Raw genomic sequence first — 18,095 nt, forward strand, 5'->3', positions numbered from 1 at the left:
CGGCAAAGGTGCAGTACCGTTTTATACATGGAGAATTTGATGGCAAGCAGTAACTTGATTAAACAATTGCAAGAGCGGGGCCTGGTGGCTCAGGTAACGGATGAAGAAGCGTTAGCAGAACGACTGGCGCAGGGGCCAATCGCGCTTTATTGCGGCTTCGATCCCACCGCAGATAGCTTGCATTTGGGGCATCTCGTTCCATTGTTATGCCTGAAACGCTTCCAGCAGGCGGGTCACAAGCCGGTTGCGCTGGTAGGCGGTGCGACAGGGTTGATTGGCGATCCGAGCTTTAAAGCGACCGAGCGCAAACTGAACACCGAAGACACCGTGCAGGAGTGGGTGGATAAAATACGCCGGCAGGTAGCGCCGTTCCTCGATTTCAATTGCGGTGACAACTCGGCAATTGCGGCGAACAACTATGACTGGTTCGGCAACATGAATGTGCTGACCTTCTTGCGCGATATCGGCAAGCACTTCTCTGTTAACCAGATGATTAACAAAGAAGCGGTGAAACAGCGTTTGAACCGTGATGATGTGGGCATCTCCTTTACCGAGTTCTCCTATAACCTGTTACAGGGTTACGACTTCGCTTGCCTGAATAAGTTGCACGGCGTGGTATTGCAGATCGGCGGTTCCGATCAATGGGGCAACATCACTTCCGGTATCGACCTGACCCGTCGCCTGCACCAGAATCAGGTATTTGGCCTGACAGTTCCACTGATCACCAAAGCTGACGGCACAAAATTCGGTAAAACCGAAGGCGGCGCGGTCTGGCTGGATCCGAAGAAAACCAGTCCATACAAGTTCTACCAGTTCTGGATCAACACCGCCGATGCGGATGTTTATCGCTTCCTGAAATTCTTCACCTTTATGGGCATCGACGAAATTAACGCGTTGGAAGAAGAAGACAAAAACAGCGGTAAAGCGCCGCGCGCGCAGTATGTTCTGGCCGAGCAGGTCACGCGTCTGGTGCATGGCGAAGAGGGGCTGGTTGCCGCAAAACGCATCACTGAAAGCCTGTTTAACGGCACGCTGAGCGATCTGAGCGAAGCGGATTTCGAACAGTTGGCGCAGGATGGCGTGCCGATGGTTGAGATGGAAAAAGGCGCAGATCTGATGCAGGCGCTGGTCGACTCCGAACTGCAACCGTCCCGTGGCCAGGCGCGTAAAACCATTGCTTCCAATGCGGTTACCATCAACGGTGAAAAACAGTCCGAGCCGGAATATACTTTCATCGACAGCGATCGCCTTTTTGGTCGCTACACGCTGCTGCGTCGCGGTAAGAAAAATTACTGTCTGATTTGCTGGAAATAATTCACATCATATCCCGGGAGTGAGAAATCACTCCCTTCTTTTTCGCCCCGACATTGCAAGGCAACAAAAATGAAGAACATCCTCGCCATTCAATCGCATGTGGTCTTTGGGCATGCGGGGAACAGTGCGGCTGAATTTCCGATGCGCCGTCTTGGCGCCAATGTCTGGCCGCTGAATACGGTGCAGTTTTCTAACCATACCCAGTACGGTAAATGGACAGGCAGCGTCATGCCGCCCGCACATTTGACTGAGGTTGTGCAGGGTATCGCCGCTATTGATCAGCTACAGCGCTGTGACGCGGTACTGAGCGGCTACCTCGGGTCAGCGGAACAGGGTGAACATATTCTCGGTATCGTGCGTCAGGTAAAAGCCGCCAATCCGCAGGCGAAATACTTCTGCGATCCGGTGATGGGACATCCCGAAAAAGGGTGCATCGTTGCACCAGGCGTCGCTGAATTTCATCTGTGCCACGCATTACCGGCCAGCGATATCATTGCGCCTAATCTGATTGAGCTGGAGATCCTTTGCGAACATGCAGTGAATAGCGTGCAGGAAGCGGTTGCTGCTGCGCGTGAACTGATCGCCAAAGGGCCGCAGATTGTGCTGGTGAAACATCTTGCGCGCGCCGGTCTGAGTGCGGATCGTTTCGAGATGCTGCTGGTGACGCCGCAGGAAGCCTGGCATATCAGCCGTCCGCTGGTCGATTTCGGCGCGCGCCAGCCAGTTGGCGTCGGCGATGTCACCAGCGGGCTGTTACTTGTGAAGCTGCTACAGGGCGCGTCGGTACGTGAGGCACTGGAGCATGTAACGGCTGCGGTGTATGAAATTATGCTGACCACGCAGGGTATGCAGGAGTACGAGCTGCAAGTGGTGGCAGCGCAGGACAGGATCGCAAAACCGGAACATCTGTTCAGCGCAACCTTGTTGTAATAAAAAAGGCGGGATTTTCCCGCCTTTTCTTTACTGGTTACATAGTGACATACATGCCGCCCGTAAACGCAAAACGCACTGTGGGGCCATCAATGCTTACTGAATACCTTCCGCTGCCATCGCTGCCGCAACCGCCGGACGTGCGGCAACGCGCGACATATAAGCATCGATATGGCTCAGGCCTTCCATGTTCAGTTTCACTGCGCGCGCCCAGCGCAATACCGTAAACAGGTAGCCATCAGCAATGGTGAAATGATCGCCGCTGATCCACTCACTGTTCGCCAGGGATTCATTCACGTATTGCAGCTTTTTTTCCAGCAGTGCGCGAACCGTCGGTTTGTACTCTTCCGGTGTATCCGGGCGGAAAAGCGGCGTGAAGCCTTTATGCAGCTCAGTAGCGACAAAGTTCAGCCACTCCAGCGTCTTGTAGCGTGGCATGGTGCCGACCGGTGCCAGAAGCTGACTGTCCGGCGCGCTGTCAGCAACATACTGCATGATTGCCACACCTTCCGTCACCAGTGTGGCGTCATCAAGCTGAAGCGCAGGGATCTGGCCTTTCGGATTAATGGCAAAAAAGTCCTCGCCATTTTCCAGGCGCTTTTTCATCAGGTCGACGCTTACCAACGTCACCTCTTTATCGGCTTCACGTAGGGCAATGTGCGATGCAAGCGAGCAGGCGCCAGGTTTGTAAAACAGTTTCATTATGCTTTCCTTATAGTTAATTCCGGGCATTAGGTTATTACGCCGCAAAATAAAAAAAAAGCCGCTAACTTACGTTAACGGCTAAATATTTCGTGTTCCCCGCAGCGTTTACGCTGCTGCGGTTTCTGACGCTTCGCGCACGTTGTCTTTGCTTTGCGTCATGCGGTTCAGCTTCGGTGCAGCCAGGATCATCAGCACAGCAATCACGGCTGTGGCGATACCAATTTGCAGGAAGACAGTACCGTAGATGTCCAGTGACATCAGTGGGTCAGTCACATTTTCCGGGATCGCCATCCGGTTAGCGACGTAACCTGCGATGATGTTCGCACCGGCGGTCGTCAGGAACCAGCTACCCATGATGAAGCCCATCAGACGTTGCGGTACCAGCTGCGCAACCATCGCCAGGCCCAGCCCGGAGATCATCAGCTCACCGATACTTTGCAGGGCGTAGCTTGCAATCAGCCAGTTCACGGAGACGATACCGGCATCGGAGGCAAATTTAGTACCCAGCGGCAGCACCAGGAATGCGCCCGAGCACAGCACCATACCGATGGCAAATTTATGCGGCATCGGCAGCGTATCGCCCATTTTGTTGTAGATGGCTGCCAGAATCGGGCTACCAATAATGATCCAGAACGGGTTCAGCGCCTGGTACTGTTCCGGCTCAAACGCAATGCCGAACAGTGTGTGTTCAACGTTGCGAATCGCAAAGAAGTTTAGGGAGGTCGGCATCTGGCTGTACAGAACGAAGAAAACGATCGCCTGGAGCATCAGAATGAAGGCCACAATCATTTTGCGACGCGCAGCGCCTTGTAGAGCGAACGTCTCTTTCGCGAAGATGCAAATAATGCCCAGCGCAACAACACCAAGAACCATACGGGCAATTCCCTGGTTGTGGAGTAGCCAGGTCGCGATGGCAATCAGCACGACGACACCGACGATGGTCGCCAGCAGGTAACCCATGCGCACCGGTGCGAAGTCCGGTTTTGAACCGTAGGTTTTCACCCACCGTTTGCAGAAGGCGAAGTTAACGATGGTGATCAGCAGACCGACAACGCTCAGACCAAATGCCGTGCTCCAGCCGAACTTCGCGGCAAGCCACGGGGTTGCCAGCATAGAGAAGAAGGAACCAACGTTAACGGACATGTAGTACATAGTAAATGCACCGTCCAGACGCGGATCATCTTTGGCATAACAGGTAGAGAGCAGGGAAGACGGGTTGGCTTTGAACAGCCCGTTGCCGACGGCAATAGCCGCCATACCCATATAGACGATCCCGGCGTCATGACCAGACCATGCCACCAGCGCATAGCCGATCGCCAGCACAATCGCGCCCAGCATAATCACACGTTTAGTGCCGAGGACTTTATCGCCCAGCCAGCCGCCAATAGCGACCAGGCCATAGACCAGTGCGCTAAAGGAAGAGAACAGCGTAATCGAGTCCGCTTCGGACATACCTAGCTGTTTTACCAGGTAAACGGCCATGATCCCTTGCAGGCCGTAGTAACCAAAACGTTCCCATAATTCGATCGAGAAAATCAGATAAAACGCTTTGGGTTGTTTAAAAGCGTTCAGGCTAACGTTTTCGGTTGGTTTGTTTGCAGTTGACACATATACCTCTTTTTTTACATCCCATACTAACGGGGGGTGTTCAGCGCGTAATAACCAGAATTCACCACGCTTATAGTTATATTGGGAGGGGGAAACGGCGGGTAATGTTCACTATCCTGGCTTTTCAGGCAATACCTTTGACATATTCTGTTACATAGATCTCCACCATTACATTACTCGGTAGTTGTGTTTGTTATTCAGAGTTAAATTTTACCAATGTAATAAAGATGGATTTTTCCACTGCAATTATAGGGTGAGATTGTATCGTTAGCTATATATTCTGCTATTTTGCTTATAAGGTAGTGTATTGGACTGGTTTATTAATAATTAATGGTTATATGTCTTGATAATGAGTAAGTGGACTCTGCGCTCCGACTTGCAATTTTCAGCGGTAAACCTTTTTTTAACATCATATTAGCAATGTCAGTATAATCACACTTCAGTTGTATTTTTTTCTTCTAAAAAAATGATAAGTCTTAATCAATACGAATAAGCGGACTATTATGTGTTCAATTCGTCATTTTTCGCACATTAATTCGTCTTTATGGTGATGTGTAGAGATGTGAGTAATGTCACATCAGTTATCTGCCGCAAATCAGCAAGTTTCGCCAATTTGCATTACTTCCGCACAGGGTAAAAGGGCGATAACCATGGCCTTTTTAACGTCATGCCGCGCATTGTTCATGACAACCCGCTGCGCTGCTGGCAGACTGCTGACTGTCCCTTTCTACTGGAGTCAAATAATGAATTTTCATCCGTGGCTCAATGCGTTACATATTGTCTCCGCCATCGTCTGGATTGGCGGCATGTTGGTAATGGCAGTGGTTGCCAGTTGGAGCGCGCTGCAAAGCGATAAGACCTCAACGGCTGGGTTGTTGCTGGCTGTACGCCGATGGAGCCGTAAAGTTGTCACCCCCGCGATGCTGCTGCTGTGGATTGCCGGGGTGATCATGGTTATCGCTCACGGTCAGTTTCCGCATCTCTGGCTGGTCGTGAAGATCGTGGGCGTGATCGCGCTTTCCGGGCTGCATGGTTTTCTCTCGGCAACGATACGCCGGATGGCGGCAGGTGAAGTGATGAAAGGGGCTGGCACCGTGCGCAATGCCACCACGCTAATTATTGTCGTGGTGGCGGTGATTATTCTGCTGGCGGTATTCCGGCCGTTCTGACGGCGATCAGTGTTCGGTTTTGTCGCCGTACTCGCAGAGATCTTCGATAATGCAGGAGCCGCAGCGCGGCTTACGGGCGATGCAGGTGTATCGCCCATGCAGGATCAACCAGTGATGGCAATCGACTTTAAACTCTGCTGGCACCACTTTCAGCAGTTTCTCTTCCACTTCCTCAACGTTCTTACCCGGCGCAAAATGGGTGCGGTTGGAGACGCGGAAGATGTGTGTATCAACGGCAATTGTTGGCCAGCCAAAGGCGGTGTTAAGCACCACATTGGCGGTTTTACGCCCGACGCCCGGCAGCGCTTCCAGCGCAGCGCGATCTTCCGGCACTTCGCCACCATGTTTTTCCAGCAAAATACGGCAGGTTTTAATCACGTTTTCCGCTTTGCTGTTAAACAGGCCAATGGTTTTGATGTATTGCTTTACGCCCTCTACGCCCAACGCCAGCATCGCGGCGGGTGTATTGGCAACCGGGTAGAGCAGCGCGGTGGCTTTATTGACACTGACGTCGGTCGCCTGGGCGGAAAGCAGCACGGCGATCAATAGTTCAAATGGCGAACTGAAATTGAGTTCGGTGGTCGGGTGAGGGTTGTTTTCCCGTAAACGGGTTAATATTTCCAGCCGTTTTGTTTTATTCATTATGCCTTCCCGGGCGACGAGTGTGCTGCGTTACTAACAGCGGCAGTGGCTTCCCGGCGCTTTTTCATTTTTTGATCGATAAGATATTTCACTGCCAGCATCATGCCCAGACCGATAAATGCGCCCGGCGGCAGCATCGCCAGCAAAAACGGTGAATCGGTATGAAATACTTCTATACGCAGGACTTTTGCCCAGTTGCCGAGCAGGCCATCTGCGCCGTCAAACAGGGTGCCGTTGCCAAGGATTTCACGCAGCGAGCCGAGAACAAACATCGCACAGGTTGCTCCCATGCCGATGGAAAAACCATCCAACGCCGATAACGCAGGGCCTTTTTTTGCTGCAAAAGCTTCAGCGCGTCCGACTACGATACAGTTGGTGACGATCAGAGGAATAAAGATCCCCAAAGACTGGTACAGCCCAAAAGCATAAGCATTAATCAGCATCTGTACCGCACTGACCACGGACGCGATAATCATCACGTAAACAGGAATACGGATCTCTGCGGGCGTCCAGCGGCGCAACAACGAAATAAAGAAGTTGGTCAACGTCAGAACCAGTGTGGTAGCCAGCCCCAGACCCAGCGCGTTAGTCGCCGTGGAGGTTACCGCCAGCAGTGGGCACATCCCGAGCAACTGCACCAGCGCGGAGTTGTTTTTCCACAGCCCCTGGACGATAACCTCTTTTACTTCGCTCATCGTTTACTCTCCACAACCCGGTAAACGGGAAAGCTGCTCAGGCAGCGTCGTTGCATACAGGCCCGCGCGTTTAACCGCATTGACCACGGCGCGCGGGGTAATGGTGGCTCCAGTGAATTGATCGAAATCGCCACCATCTTTTTTTACCGCAAAATGCGGGTCGCTGGCACTGTCAATTTTCTTCCCGGAAAAATGCGTGATCCAGTTGGAAATACGCAGTTCGATTTTATCGCCCAGCCCTGGCGTTTCATGGTGCTCAGTCACGCGTACGCCCAACACGGAGCCAGAGAAGTTGGCACCGACCAACAACTGAATCGCCCCTGAGTAGCCGTCAGGTGCTGTGGCTTCAATCACTGCTGCCACTGGCTGCTCATCTTTTTTGGCAATCCACAGATGATGCTTGCCTTTACCTAACGCCGGATCGCTCACCAGATAACAGCTCTGTTGCAGCGCATTATTATAGCTGTCGCCGGGGATCACCTGATCAAACAGCGCTTTTTGTTGCTGCGCGGCCTGTTCGGTTATCGTGGTTTTAGTCATTTGATTAATGGCCGCCGTCAGGCCGGTAGAACCTGCTGCGAATAGCGCTAGTGTCACGCCATGTTTACGCATTGTCTTTAGCATGGCGACTCCTCAACGATGCCCGTACACGCGAGGACGCGTGTAGTAGTCAATCAACGGTACGGTGATGTTAGCCAGCAGCACGGCAAAGGCGACGCCGTCAGGATAGCCGCCAAAACTGCGGATCAGCCACACCAGCAAACCCGCAAGCGCGCCAAAAATAAGCCGCCCTTTGTTGGTTGTGGAGGCGGTTACCGGATCGGTCAGAATAAAGAATGCCCCCAGCATGGTTGCGCCGGAGAGCAAATGCAGTTGCGGTGCAGCCAGCGATTGCGGGGAAAAGATCCAACCAAGTGTGGAACACACTGCAAGCGAGAGCAGGAAGCTCAGCGGAATATGCCAGCGAATGGTCTTTTGCCACAGCAGGAACAGCCCACCAACCAGATAGCCGAGGTTAACCCACTGCCAGCCTGCGCCCGCCAGCACACCGCTGTAGATCGGGTATTGCAGGATCTGCTCGACACTGTGACCAGCATGCAGTGACGTTTTAAAGGTATCCAGCGGCGTAGCCTGGCTGACGCCATCAATGCCAATACGCAGGGTTTCCATGGTGGCACCCGTTGCGGTATGCCCAATGAAGATCACCTGAACCGCATCCATAAAGCCCGGCACGGTATGGGCGATTTCGTATGGCGGCAGCCAACTGGTCATTTGCACCGGGAAGGAGATCAGCAGTACCACGTAACCGATCATCGCCGGGTTAAATGGGTTGTGACCAAGCCCGCCATATATCTGTTTGGCGATAATGACGGCGAACACCGTACCCAGCACCACCATCCACCACGGCGCGAAAGGGGGAATACTGATCGCCAGCAGCAAACCGGTTAACAGCGCCGAGTTATCCGCCAGAATCACCGCCACGTTTTGTTTCCGCAGCGACAATACCAGCGCTTCCGCTGTGAGGGCACTGACAATCGCGAGAATGATCTGTATCAGCGTTCCCCAACCGAAAAACCACAGTTGAGCGGCAATGCCTGGCACGGTGGCAAGCGTCACCAGCAGCATAATGCGAGAAGTCTGACGCTGGTTATGGGTATAGGGGGAACTTGCGATTCGGAAAACCATTTAATCCTCGTTAACAGCTTGCTGCACGGCTTTTTTAGCCTGAACACGGGCGATGGCGGCGGCGACCGCCGCTTTGCGGGGATCATCATTGGCGGCCTGCGGAACCGGTGATGTTTCATTTACCGCTGCCTGCGTCTGCATTTGTTCTGCTTTGCGCGCTTTCGCACGGGCAATTGCCGCCTCAACGGCAGCTTTACGCGGATCGACGGTCGCCGGCTCCGGCGATTGTTCAGTAACCGGAGATTCAGCCTGCACTGCTTTGCGTGCTTTCGCACGGGCAATTGCCGCCTCGACGGCAGCTTTGCGTGGATCGTCCGTTTCACCGCTTGCCGCATTTGCTTCTGCGAGCAGTGCTTTTTCTGCCTGGCGTGTGCGCATCTGCGCTTTGCGCGTTGCGCGAGCGGCGATGGCATCACGGTTATCCGGCTCAGCACCAGCCTGAATCACTACTGGTTGTGTTGCGGTAGCTTGTTTTTCCCGTACGCGGGCAAGCGCCGCGTCGATAGCCTGTTGATCCTGAGCGCCTGGCTGAACTGCTGCCTGTTTGTGGCGCTGCTGGCGGGCAATTTTATCGCGCTCAAGACGAGCCTGACGTGCCTCAAAGCGCGCTTTGGCTTCGATCGTACGTTTCTCTTCCTGGGCAATAGCATTAATTTCTGCTTTCTCCTTGCGGAAATATTGCACCAGCGGAATATTGCTGGGGCATACCCAGGCGCAGGCACCGCATTCGATACAGTCGGAAAGATTATGCGCGGTGGCTTTATCGTGTTGCTGGCCTTTGCTGAACCAGTAAAGCTGCTGCGGTAGTAAATCTGCCGGGCAGGCATCGGCACAGGCGCTACAGCGAATACAGCCTTTCTCTTCTTCCTGCGGTTTCCCCATTTCACTGGCAGATGGCACTAGCAGACAATTGGTTATTTTGACCACCGGAACATCCAGCCACGGCAGGGTAAAACCCATCAGCGGGCCGCCCATAATGACAAGTTGTTCGCTGGAGGGACAGAAACCCGCATGCTCAAGCAGATGACGTACTGGCGTACCCAGACGTGCCCAGACGTTGCCTGGATGGGTGACGGCTTCGCCAGTTAGCGTGACGACACGTTCGGTCAGGGGCTCGCCGTCAATCACTGCGCGTTTCACGGCATAGGCCGTACCGACGTTTTGCATCAGAATACCGATATCTGAAGAACGACCACCGTGCGGCACTTGTTTGCCCGTCAGGATCTGCGTTAACTGTTTTGCGCCGCCAGACGGATATTTGGTTGGAATAACGCGTAACTGAATATCATGGCTGTCGGCCAGCACCGCACGCATCATCGAAATTGCCTGGGGTTTATTATCTTCAATCCCGATGAGGATCTGGCGCGGTTTAAGAATGTGCGCCAGAATACGCACGCCTTCAATAATCTGCGCGGCACAATCCTGCATCAGGCGGTCGTCAGCGGTAATATACGGCTCGCATTCGGCGGCATTGATGATCAGCGTTTCAATTTTACTGCCGCAGCCATACAGTTTGGCAGCGGTCGGAAAGCCTGCGCCGCCTAATCCCGCGACGCCATACTGATGAATGCGCTCGAGCAACGCATCAATACTGTGCGAGCGGTAGTCATTCCAGCCGTTACGTTCGATCCAGCGATCTTCACCATCTGCTTCAATAATGACGCTCATCTCAGGCAACGCAGAAGGGTGAGCAGTGGCGTGGGGAGCAATAGCGATAACGGTACCCGACGTCGGGGCATGTACTGGCAGCATCCGTCCACGACCGCGTGTCAGCGGCTGGCCGCGAAGCACCGTATCACCGATGCTGACGCACAGCTCGCCTTCCGCACCAATATGTTGTTTCAGCGGTATGACAAAGCGTTGCGCCAGCGGTAACTGGCGCAGTGGTGTGCCGTTAGACTGCGTTTTCATCTCCGGCGGATGAATGCCACCGTGAAAATCCCACAGTTTCTCTTTTCGGAAAGCGGAAAATAACTTAAACATGGTGTTCCACAGGAATAATACGAACCGGAATGGTTTCTAAATCCCATTTCCAGCTCGTGGTGGTCGTTTCCACAGGGCGCAATTCAATGCACTGCGTTGGGCACGGATCCACACAAAGGTTACAACCGGTACACAGATCGCTCATCACTGTATGCATGGCGCGCGTAGCGCCAAGGATGGCGTCGACCGGACAGGCCTGGATGCATTTGGTGCAACCAATGCAGTTGTTTTCATCGATAACCGCCAGCATCCGTACCGGCTCCTGTGTGCTGGCATCGCCGTCAATCGGTTGTGGATCGACATTCAGCAGCGTGGCGATTTTCAACATTACCGCTTCACCACCCGGCGCACAGCGGTTAATTTTTTCGCCGTTGATGCCCACAGCTTCCGCATAAGGGCGGCAACCGGGATAACCACACTGACCGCACTGACTTTGTGGCAGCAACGCATCAATACGTTCAACGACCGGGTCGTCCTCAACCGCAAAGCGGCGGGAGGCATAACCGAGAATGAGACCGAACAGTAGCCCAAGCACGCTCAGGGCTGCAACGGCGATTGAAATTGCACTCATTACAGTTTTACCAGACCACTAAAGCCCATAAAGGCCAGAGACATTAAGCCCGCAGTGATTAACGCAATCGCATTCCCGCGGAAGGGCGCGGGCACATCGGCAACCACCAGACGCTCGCGGATCGCAGCGAACAGCACCATCACCATAGAGAAGCCAACGGCGGCGGCAAAGCCATATAACGCCGATTGCATGAAGTTATGACCAAGGTTGATATTCAGCAGTGCAACGCCCAGCACCGCGCAGTTGGTGGTGATCAACGGCAGGAAGATCCCCAGCAGGCGATAGAGCGCCGGGCTGGTTTTGCGCACCACCATTTCGGTGAACTGCACGACAACCGCGATAATCAGGATAAACGCCAGCGTGCGCAGATAGACTAAATCCAGCGGAATCAGAACCCAGGTATCGATAATCCAGGCGCACACCGACGCCAGCGTCATCACAAAGGTGGTCGCCAGACCCATGCCCATGGCGCTTTCCAGTTTTTTGGAAACGCCCATAAACGGACACAAGCCAAGAAACTTCACCAGTACGAAGTTATTGACCAGCACCGTCCCGATAAATAGCAGCAGATAATCTGTCATTATTTGGCCTGAAAATAAAAAAGCCGCCTATTATCGGCCAAACAGCACCGGGCGACAACAGGATAACTGTAAGGTTATTACGGATTAACGAAGGTCTTCTTCACGCGTTGAGAACGCTTGAAGTAAGGCACCATCAGCGCAGCGGCAAGCAGCGGGAACAGCAGTTGTCGCACTGCCAAAGCGTCGGAAACGGGGGAGAAAGCGAACGCTTTCAGCGACAGCAGGACGCAAATTAACGACCAGATTATATAGTGTTTGGGTACGCCGCGACGGCGCTTGAAAAAGGCGATCACCAGCCAAAATGTGTAATACCAGATGGCGATAGCGAAGGCGAATGAAACGAACCATAGAACATTTTCTCTCAGCGTTTGTGCGCCGAGCGCAGCAACCGTCTGCGGCGTTAATAGCGCGGTAGCATAGAGCATTAATGCCAGAGAGGTACTTAATAACGTAAGCAGCAACCAGGCCAGAGGGCCAAGTAACCAGCCTCCGATTCGTTCTGCAGGCGTTGTCGTCATATCTATTCCTCTGTTAACGCTTTAATGTAATGCAATTATTTCGCCGGGCGACGAGTATAAAGCATTGCACGCCAAATACCAGAGGCGTCATTGCGCGTAGCGCCAGACAGAGCGGGGAACGCATTCAATGTTAAACAAGCGGCTGCCAGAGACCAGTTCAGCACGGTGGTGAGCTGCGGCGCGGTACATGTTGATGATTTCGACGGTGTCGATAAGCGTGTAGTTAAGGTGATCAATCAATTTTATCAGAGGTTCAGGCGAACTGATTTTGCGGAATTTTTAAAAATAATCCTGAATGGCCATGTCAGGGGTTATCCATATACTGAAAAGAGGCGTACATCAAATAGGGCTAATACTTGCGAACAATAAACGTCATTATCACAACGTAAATAGCGCTACTCTTAAATTAAGAGTTTTCATTTCCGAATGAAAAAGGTTGAATGAAAGCAAGTGCCAGAGCGTTGGCGGGTAAGAACGATCCTCGCTACTGCTGGTAATAAGCATTTATCCTTTTTACCAGCAGTTTTCGTTATTATTTTTTTTGCGTCACAATACTCTGTTCTGGGGGATGATAATTATCTATATGGCTGGCGAAAATCAAAAGAACGGCCGATACTCCGAGCACCACCCATCCCATTAGTTCAATGATCCGATTGATTATTCCGGCCATGCTTCTACAACTCCTGATGTTAATCCATGTATAAAAAAACGCCATAATGTCCAGGAAAAGCACTGATTGTCGATTTAAGCAGATTTTCCAACCGGAAACCAGGTGTAATAGTACTAAATCGTTAAGGAAATTTATGAATGGAGGAAGCGGTTGTTGCCATCCGGCAGATGTTGTCAAATTAGTACTCTAAAAGGAGGGGCACAATATGAGTGATAAGATCCGTGTTGGCTTAGTCGGTTATGGTTATGCCAGTAAAACGTTCCATGCGCCGCTGATTGCCGGGACGTCAGGAATGGAACTGGTGGCTATTTCCAGCAGTAATGAATCAAAAGTCAAAGCCGATTGGCCTGTCGTGCCGATTGTCTCTGAGCCGAAACATCTGTTCAATGATCCGCAAATCGATTTGATCGTGATCCCGACACCCAACGATACCCATTTCCCGCTGGCCAAAGCGGCGCTGGAAGCCGGTAAACATGTCGTTGTGGATAAACCTTTCACAGTGACACTGTCACAAGCTCGCGAACTGGATGCGCTGGCGCGTAGTCTGGGACGCGTATTGTCTGTTTTCCATAATCGGCGCTGGGACAGTGATTTTCTGACCTTAAAAGCGCTACTGGCGGACGGTGCGCTGGGTGAGGTGACCTATTTTGAATCCCATTTTGACCGTTTTCGTCCGCAGGTACGCAACCGCTGGCGTGAGCAGGGCGGGCCAGGCAGCGGAATCTGGTACGATTTAGGTCCGCATTTGCTCGATCAGGCGGTTAATTTATTCGGTCTGCCGGTCTCGCTGATGGTCGATCTGGCGCAATTGCGTCCGGGCGCACAATCAACAGACTACTTCCATGCCGTACTGACTTACCCGCAACGTCGCGTGGTACTGCATGGTACGCTGCTGGCGGCTGCGGAATCGGCACGCTACATTGTGCACGGCAGCCGTGGCAGCTATGTGAAATATGGTCTGGATCCGCAGGAAGAGTGCCTGAAAAATGGCGCGCGGTTGCCGCAGGCTGACTGGGGCTACGATATGCGCGACGGCGTGTTGACACGCGTAGAAGGCGAAGAACGTAAGGAAGAGAGCTGGCTTACCGTACCAGGCAACTACCCGGCCTATTACGCTGCGATTCGAGATGCGCTTAATGGCGTCGGTGCAAACCCGGTTCCGGCCAGCCAGGCCATCCAGATTATGGAGTTAATCGAACTGGGAATTGAGTCCGCAAAACATCGCGCTACCCTTAGCCTGACCTGATAACTGACCGCTCACGTCGTTGCGTGAGCGGTTTTTTTAGGCGTTTGCCACTCTCTCCCGTAATGCCTCTTTCTCTTGTTCACTGAGAAACGCCATCTCCAGACCGTTGATTTGTGCCTGGCGAATCTGTTCACGGCTCAGTCCAGCTGCGGGTGCCGCTACCTGATATTCATGACCAATCTCCACGCCCTGCACGGCCGGATCGTCAGTGTTGATACTGGCAAGAATGCCATGTTCGAGGAAGGTCTTGAGTGGATGGCGATCGAGCGAAGGTACGGTACTGGTCTGAATATTCGACGTCAGACAGGATTCGATGCCGATACGTTGCTCAGCAAGGAAATCCATTAGCGCCGCATCGTCGATCGCTTTGACACCGTGGCCGATACGTACGGCACCCAGTTCGCGAATCGCCTGCCAGATACTCTCCGGTCCGGCCGCTTCGCCTGCATGCACGGTAATACGCCAGCCCGCATCCCGCGCGCGGTTAAAGTGCGGCAGAAACAGGCTGCCAGGGAAGCCTAACTCATCGCCCGCCAGATCCAGTGCGGTGATCCCGTCGCGATGTGCCAGTAAAGCTTCCAGTTCCTGCAAACAGGCGGCTTCACCAAAGGTGCGGCTCATAATACCGATTAGCTGTGCCTGGACATTGAAGTCGTGACTCCCTTCACGTATGCCGGCAATCACTGCTTCTACCACGCCAGCAACCGGCAGGTTGTGTGTCATGGCCATATAGCCTGGCGAGAAACGCAGTTCGACATAATGCAGGCCGTTAAGGGCAGCATCCTGCATATTTTCGTACGCCACCCGGTGGCAGGCATCCAGCGAAGCCAGCATCTTAACACCCCAGTCGAGTTTCGCGAGAAAACTGACCAGATCGGGTTCGTTCGAGGTGACCTGCACATGCGGACGCAGCGCATCGAGCGTTTGCGCGGGCAGAGGTAAATTATATTGGCGGCCAAGATCCAGAATAGTTTGGGCGCGGATATTGCCGTCAAGATGGCGATGGATGTCAGTCAGTGGCTGGTTGGGATCTATCATGGTCGCACTCTTATTTTTGCTAAAGTGCATACCATTATACCACAGTCAAATAAGCCATTAAAAATAAAGCTAAATTTATGAATCCCTGAATGAAAAGGCTATGCGGCGAATAACTACCCGATTTTATGTTTTCCCCATCCGACCTGTTGCCTGAATACCTGCAGAAAGGGTAGCACGTATCTCATTTCTCTGGTTTCGGACGCCGAAGCGCGGGCTCCCTAAGCGAAACGGGTTTCAAATGCTGGCGGGAGGAATGTACGTCAGTAAAAAATTGTCGCCAGACAAATAGATAAAAAATTGTTATGTAATAAGTTGCGCAGGTGAAAAAGCATGACTATTTTTTATTGTCGAATCAGAACCCTCCCGCCATACCGTGGAGACCGGGCTCTCTTTTTTTATTCAGGATCACTATGCAGACGACAACCACAGAAGAGCAACTTAATGCGTATTTCGGAACAGATGCGCATATTTATGAAGCGGAAAAGAAAATAATCCACGATATTATGCATAACCTGCGGTTAAAGAATGTAGAGGTCAGTAATAAGCATCTGATTCTGGCGCTGATCGGGCTGCTGGAAACAGAAGATGATGTGGTCAGACAGGATATCTATCGCAATGCATTAGAGCTGGTCGTGCAGAAAACGCCCGACGATATGTAATTAAAAAAGTTGTGTCCTCGATTCGCCTTCGCCTACCGCGGAGGCTTTTTTTTGTCTGCAGAGTTAATGTCTGGACAGATTATTTTGCGCTGAAAATCCGGTTAAGGGAAACGGGTTGGCACAGTGCGTATTGTTGCTCTGGTAGTGGTAGATGGCACGGATGGCTGCACGAAGCGCGTTGCGTCGCCCATTATCACTCGTTTCCTGCAGGTGCTGCTGGAGTTGCCGCACAAGCGCAGAGAAAGAGATATTACTTTCTGACGCCAGCAATGCCATAACGGCATCTTTCAGCACCGTATCGACAAGATCTTCATACGCCTTTTTACGCATCCAGCCTCACAAAATCAGCGGTATGGGAGGGAATTGAAATATACTACGTATATATATCACTGCGTTGTATGAATTGCACACATCGATGCGGAAAGGTGTGTTGCTGCCCGGCAAAAAATTAACCCCTCCGCAGAGGGGTTAACATTACTGCTGCGGCGCTGCCGGTACTTCCGGCACCGGTGGAACCGCATTGTCCTGCTGACCGGGCTGAAGCGACGGGAGACCAAACATACCGACAAACTCTTCAAGCGGCATTTTTTCGCCATTCAGTGTCACCTGTCCGTTCGCATATTGCAGGCTGGTGAGAATATTGTTGTTCTCAAGCGTGGTAATACGGAACATCTGGCCCATCGCCGCCAGTCCTTTAACTTGCTGGTTAGCCAGTTTTGCAGCTTCGTCCTGCTGATAACCTTCCAGTTTCGCTATCTGAGTCATCAGTTCGGTGGCCATGTCCACCGGGATCACCAGTTTGCCATCCAGCGATTTCACCGTACGATCAACTTCGTCGGCGAGTGTTTGCGGCGCGCCTGTTGCGGTGGAAGGATCTTTCAGAAACAGCGAGAGATTGAAGGTGGCTTCGCCTTTGGCATTTTTCCAGCTTAACGGCGCAACGGTGATAACCGGTTCACCCTTCAGCAGCAGCGGTACTGCATTGAGGAAAGCTTCTGTCGCTTTTTGCTGGTAGAGTTCCGGATTCTGCACCACTCCCGGCTGCGCCATCAGCGCGCGCGTTTGTGCATTGTACTGCTCGCTGAACTGATGCCACGCCTGACCGTCGATCTGACCCACTTTTAGCGTCAGATTACCGTTGCCCAGATCCTGACCCTGAACTTTCAGGCTATTGAGGGTGTAATCAAGCTGGCTATTGATGTTTTTCTTGTCATCAGCCACGTCGGATTTGGCCGTTAAGCTCATACCTTCCAGCACGGCCAGCTCTTTGTTTTCCACCGAAATAGAGAGTTTATCGAGTGACAGTTTCTGACTGCCGGTTCGCTCATCAAAAGCCGCGATTTCGCTTTTGCCGTCGGTTTTCAGTTGATTAAACGACAGTTGCACGCGCTGCCCGTACTCATTCACCGCATCGACCAGCCCGCTCTGTGCCTCTCCGCTCAGGGTGAGCGCGTTGCCATCTTTATCCACGCTGAAACGGAACTGGCCGCCGCTGAAAGCGACTTTCTCGCCCTCTTTTTCAGAGCTGAGTGGGCGCAGAGTGATATCGCTGCGCGTATCACCGCTGTAGCCAATGCGGGTGTCGGCATAGAATGGCGATTCCCCTTTGGCGATGTCGAACAGCGCTTTGGTGACATCGTTATTAACCAGTTGCGTATGTACTGAGGCCATCGCAGGCATCAGGCTGAACGACTTAAGCTGCGCCAGCGGGAAAGGGCCGTGATCGACAGTTTCTTGCAGAACAATATCCTGGCCGGGTTTCAGCCAGGTATTGGTGGTACCTTCAACTGGCTTGATATGCAGCGTAAAATGGCTGGAGAAGAGGCCGCGCTGATAATCCTGCGCGGAGACCTCAACGTTGGCCTCCGGCGCATTGTGCTTAATCTGCGCATTGGCATTGTTCACTATCTCCGTCAGACGGCTTTCGAGCTGTTTTCCTGTGTACCAGGAACCGCCGGTCCAGACGACACCCAGTGCAACAATAATCCCTGCGGCAACCAACGTTTTTTTCATAGTGTTTATCCATAAAAAATGAAACCAGGCGGTGAAGGCCGCCTGGACTGTCGAAATAGGTTACAGC

20 protein-coding genes are annotated in these 18,095 nt (G+C 52.6%); 5 read left to right on the plus strand and 15 right to left on the minus strand.

Features of this window, described 5'->3' with window-relative positions:
- Positions 1–39: 39 nt before the first annotated feature.
- Both tyrS and pdxY read left to right on the plus strand, forming a co-directional pair.
- Entirely contained in the window at positions 40–1,314 is a 1,275-nt protein-coding gene (gene tyrS / locus BM427_RS05765) for a tyrosine--tRNA ligase (RefSeq protein ID WP_090119961.1), read from the plus strand.
- Positions 1,315–1,383: 69 nt separating this feature from the next.
- The gene (gene pdxY, locus BM427_RS05770) at positions 1,384–2,244 is read left to right on the plus strand and encodes a pyridoxal kinase PdxY (RefSeq protein WP_090119963.1); all 861 of its coding nucleotides are present in this window, start codon (positions 1,384–1,386) and stop codon (positions 2,242–2,244) included.
- Positions 2,245–2,340: 96 nt separating this feature from the next.
- Here the strand turns inward: pdxY and gstA are convergent, their stop codons facing one another.
- On the minus strand, positions 2,341–2,946 hold the full coding sequence (gene gstA, locus BM427_RS05775; protein ID WP_090119964.1) for a glutathione transferase GstA: 606 nt from the start codon (positions 2,944–2,946) through the stop codon (positions 2,341–2,343).
- 108 nt (positions 2,947–3,054) lie between these two features.
- On the minus strand, positions 3,055–4,557 hold the full coding sequence (gene dtpA, locus BM427_RS05780; RefSeq protein ID WP_090119966.1) for a dipeptide/tripeptide permease DtpA: 1,503 nt from the start codon (positions 4,555–4,557) through the stop codon (positions 3,055–3,057).
- Between the two features lie 743 nt (positions 4,558–5,300).
- On the opposite strand from dtpA, the gene BM427_RS05785 reads away from it, so the two are divergent.
- A complete protein-coding gene (locus BM427_RS05785; RefSeq protein WP_090119968.1) occupies positions 5,301–5,726 on the plus strand; it encodes a CopD family protein in 426 nt (141 codons plus the stop codon).
- Positions 5,727–5,732: 6 nt separating this feature from the next.
- On the opposite strand, the gene nth is transcribed toward BM427_RS05785, so the two are convergent.
- The 10 genes from nth to blr form a co-directional block, all read right to left on the minus strand.
- Positions 5,733–6,368 carry an endonuclease III gene (gene nth / locus BM427_RS05790; protein WP_090119970.1) on the minus strand — a complete coding sequence of 212 codons (636 nt, stop codon included), beginning with the start codon at positions 6,366–6,368 and terminating at the stop codon, positions 5,733–5,735.
- A complete protein-coding gene (locus tag BM427_RS05795) occupies positions 6,368–7,063 on the minus strand; it encodes an electron transport complex subunit E (RefSeq protein WP_090119971.1) in 696 nt (231 codons plus the stop codon). The genes nth and BM427_RS05795 overlap by 1 nt, the downstream gene beginning before the upstream one ends.
- Positions 7,064–7,066: 3 nt before the next feature.
- A complete protein-coding gene (gene rsxG, locus BM427_RS05800; RefSeq protein ID WP_090119973.1) occupies positions 7,067–7,687 on the minus strand; it encodes an electron transport complex subunit RsxG in 621 nt (206 codons plus the stop codon).
- 9 nt (positions 7,688–7,696) lie between these two features.
- A complete protein-coding gene (gene rsxD, locus BM427_RS05805; protein WP_090119975.1) occupies positions 7,697–8,749 on the minus strand; it encodes an electron transport complex subunit RsxD in 1,053 nt (350 codons plus the stop codon).
- Entirely contained in the window at positions 8,750–10,732 is a 1,983-nt protein-coding gene (gene rsxC / locus BM427_RS05810) for an electron transport complex subunit RsxC (RefSeq protein ID WP_090119977.1), read from the minus strand. It lies immediately after the preceding gene.
- Positions 10,725–11,303, minus strand: coding sequence for an electron transport complex subunit RsxB (gene rsxB / locus BM427_RS05815; RefSeq protein WP_090119979.1), 579 nt, complete (start codon positions 11,301–11,303; stop codon positions 10,725–10,727). Before rsxB ends, rsxC begins: the two co-directional genes overlap by 8 nt.
- Positions 11,303–11,884, minus strand: coding sequence for an electron transport complex subunit RsxA (gene rsxA, locus BM427_RS05820; RefSeq protein WP_090119981.1), 582 nt, complete (start codon positions 11,882–11,884; stop codon positions 11,303–11,305). The genes rsxB and rsxA overlap by 1 nt, the downstream gene beginning before the upstream one ends.
- 77 nt (positions 11,885–11,961) lie before the next feature.
- The gene (locus tag BM427_RS05825) at positions 11,962–12,402 is read right to left on the minus strand and encodes a DUF2569 domain-containing protein (protein ID WP_090119983.1); all 441 of its coding nucleotides are present in this window, start codon (positions 12,400–12,402) and stop codon (positions 11,962–11,964) included.
- 87 nt (positions 12,403–12,489) lie between these two features.
- A complete protein-coding gene (locus tag BM427_RS05830; RefSeq protein ID WP_244316616.1) occupies positions 12,490–12,669 on the minus strand; it encodes an HHA domain-containing protein in 180 nt (59 codons plus the stop codon).
- A 265-nt stretch (positions 12,670–12,934) separates the two neighbouring features.
- Positions 12,935–13,072: a division septum protein Blr gene (gene blr / locus BM427_RS05835; RefSeq protein ID WP_090119984.1), complete on the minus strand. Its 138-nt coding sequence runs from the start codon at positions 13,070–13,072 to the stop codon at positions 12,935–12,937.
- A gap of 205 nt (positions 13,073–13,277) precedes the next feature.
- On the opposite strand from blr, the gene BM427_RS05840 reads away from it, so the two are divergent.
- Entirely contained in the window at positions 13,278–14,318 is a 1,041-nt protein-coding gene (locus BM427_RS05840) for an oxidoreductase (protein WP_090119986.1), read from the plus strand.
- A 36-nt stretch (positions 14,319–14,354) separates the two neighbouring features.
- On the opposite strand, the gene add is transcribed toward BM427_RS05840, so the two are convergent.
- On the minus strand, positions 14,355–15,356 hold the full coding sequence (gene add, locus BM427_RS05845; protein WP_090120699.1) for an adenosine deaminase: 1,002 nt from the start codon (positions 15,354–15,356) through the stop codon (positions 14,355–14,357).
- 410 nt (positions 15,357–15,766) lie between these two features.
- Here add and BM427_RS05850 point away from each other — a divergent pair, with 410 nt between their 5' ends.
- Positions 15,767–16,015 carry a biofilm development regulator YmgB/AriR family protein gene (locus BM427_RS05850; protein ID WP_090119987.1) on the plus strand — a complete coding sequence of 83 codons (249 nt, stop codon included), beginning with the start codon at positions 15,767–15,769 and terminating at the stop codon, positions 16,013–16,015.
- 63 nt (positions 16,016–16,078) lie between these two features.
- On the opposite strand, the gene BM427_RS05855 is transcribed toward BM427_RS05850, so the two are convergent.
- Positions 16,079–16,345 (minus strand): hypothetical protein, encoded by a 267-nt coding sequence (locus BM427_RS05855; RefSeq protein ID WP_090119989.1) that lies wholly within the window; start codon positions 16,343–16,345, stop codon positions 16,079–16,081.
- A gap of 144 nt (positions 16,346–16,489) precedes the next feature.
- A complete protein-coding gene (locus tag BM427_RS05860; protein WP_090119990.1) occupies positions 16,490–18,028 on the minus strand; it encodes a YdgA family protein in 1,539 nt (512 codons plus the stop codon).
- Between the last annotated feature and the right edge of the window lie 67 nt (positions 18,029–18,095).

Source organism: Kosakonia arachidis, from assembly GCF_900116535.1.
Taxonomy (GTDB): domain Bacteria; phylum Pseudomonadota; class Gammaproteobacteria; order Enterobacterales; family Enterobacteriaceae; genus Kosakonia; species Kosakonia arachidis.

Excerpts from the sequence above, each read along its gene's own strand:
- BM427_RS05795 (WP_090119971.1), bottom strand. The coding sequence starts at position 7,063 with ATGAGCGAAGTAAAAGAGGTTATCGTCCAGGGGCTGTGGAAAAACAAC.
- BM427_RS05850 (WP_090119987.1), top strand. The coding sequence starts at position 15,767 with ATGCAGACGACAACCACAGAAGAGCAACTTAATGCGTATTTCGGAACA.
- BM427_RS05825 (WP_090119983.1), bottom strand. The coding sequence starts at position 12,402 with ATGACGACAACGCCTGCAGAACGAATCGGAGGCTGGTTACTTGGCCCT.
- BM427_RS05840 (WP_090119986.1), top strand. The coding sequence starts at position 13,278 with ATGAGTGATAAGATCCGTGTTGGCTTAGTCGGTTATGGTTATGCCAGT.
- BM427_RS05855 (WP_090119989.1), bottom strand. The coding sequence starts at position 16,345 with ATGCGTAAAAAGGCGTATGAAGATCTTGTCGATACGGTGCTGAAAGAT.
- pdxY (WP_090119963.1), top strand. The coding sequence starts at position 1,384 with ATGAAGAACATCCTCGCCATTCAATCGCATGTGGTCTTTGGGCATGCG.
- gstA (WP_090119964.1), bottom strand. The coding sequence starts at position 2,946 with ATGAAACTGTTTTACAAACCTGGCGCCTGCTCGCTTGCATCGCACATT.
- rsxC (WP_090119977.1), bottom strand. The coding sequence starts at position 10,732 with ATGTTTAAGTTATTTTCCGCTTTCCGAAAAGAGAAACTGTGGGATTTT.
- rsxA (WP_090119981.1), bottom strand. The coding sequence starts at position 11,884 with ATGACAGATTATCTGCTGCTATTTATCGGGACGGTGCTGGTCAATAAC.
- rsxG (WP_090119973.1), bottom strand. The coding sequence starts at position 7,687 with ATGCTAAAGACAATGCGTAAACATGGCGTGACACTAGCGCTATTCGCA.
- nth (WP_090119970.1), bottom strand. The coding sequence starts at position 6,368 with ATGAATAAAACAAAACGGCTGGAAATATTAACCCGTTTACGGGAAAAC.
- add (WP_090120699.1), bottom strand. The coding sequence starts at position 15,356 with ATGATAGATCCCAACCAGCCACTGACTGACATCCATCGCCATCTTGAC.
- BM427_RS05860 (WP_090119990.1), bottom strand. The coding sequence starts at position 18,028 with ATGAAAAAAACGTTGGTTGCCGCAGGGATTATTGTTGCACTGGGTGTC.
- tyrS (WP_090119961.1), top strand. The coding sequence starts at position 40 with ATGGCAAGCAGTAACTTGATTAAACAATTGCAAGAGCGGGGCCTGGTG.
- BM427_RS05785 (WP_090119968.1), top strand. The coding sequence starts at position 5,301 with ATGAATTTTCATCCGTGGCTCAATGCGTTACATATTGTCTCCGCCATC.
- rsxB (WP_090119979.1), bottom strand. The coding sequence starts at position 11,303 with ATGAGTGCAATTTCAATCGCCGTTGCAGCCCTGAGCGTGCTTGGGCTA.
- rsxD (WP_090119975.1), bottom strand. The coding sequence starts at position 8,749 with ATGGTTTTCCGAATCGCAAGTTCCCCCTATACCCATAACCAGCGTCAG.
- blr (WP_090119984.1), bottom strand. The coding sequence starts at position 13,072 with ATGGCCGGAATAATCAATCGGATCATTGAACTAATGGGATGGGTGGTG.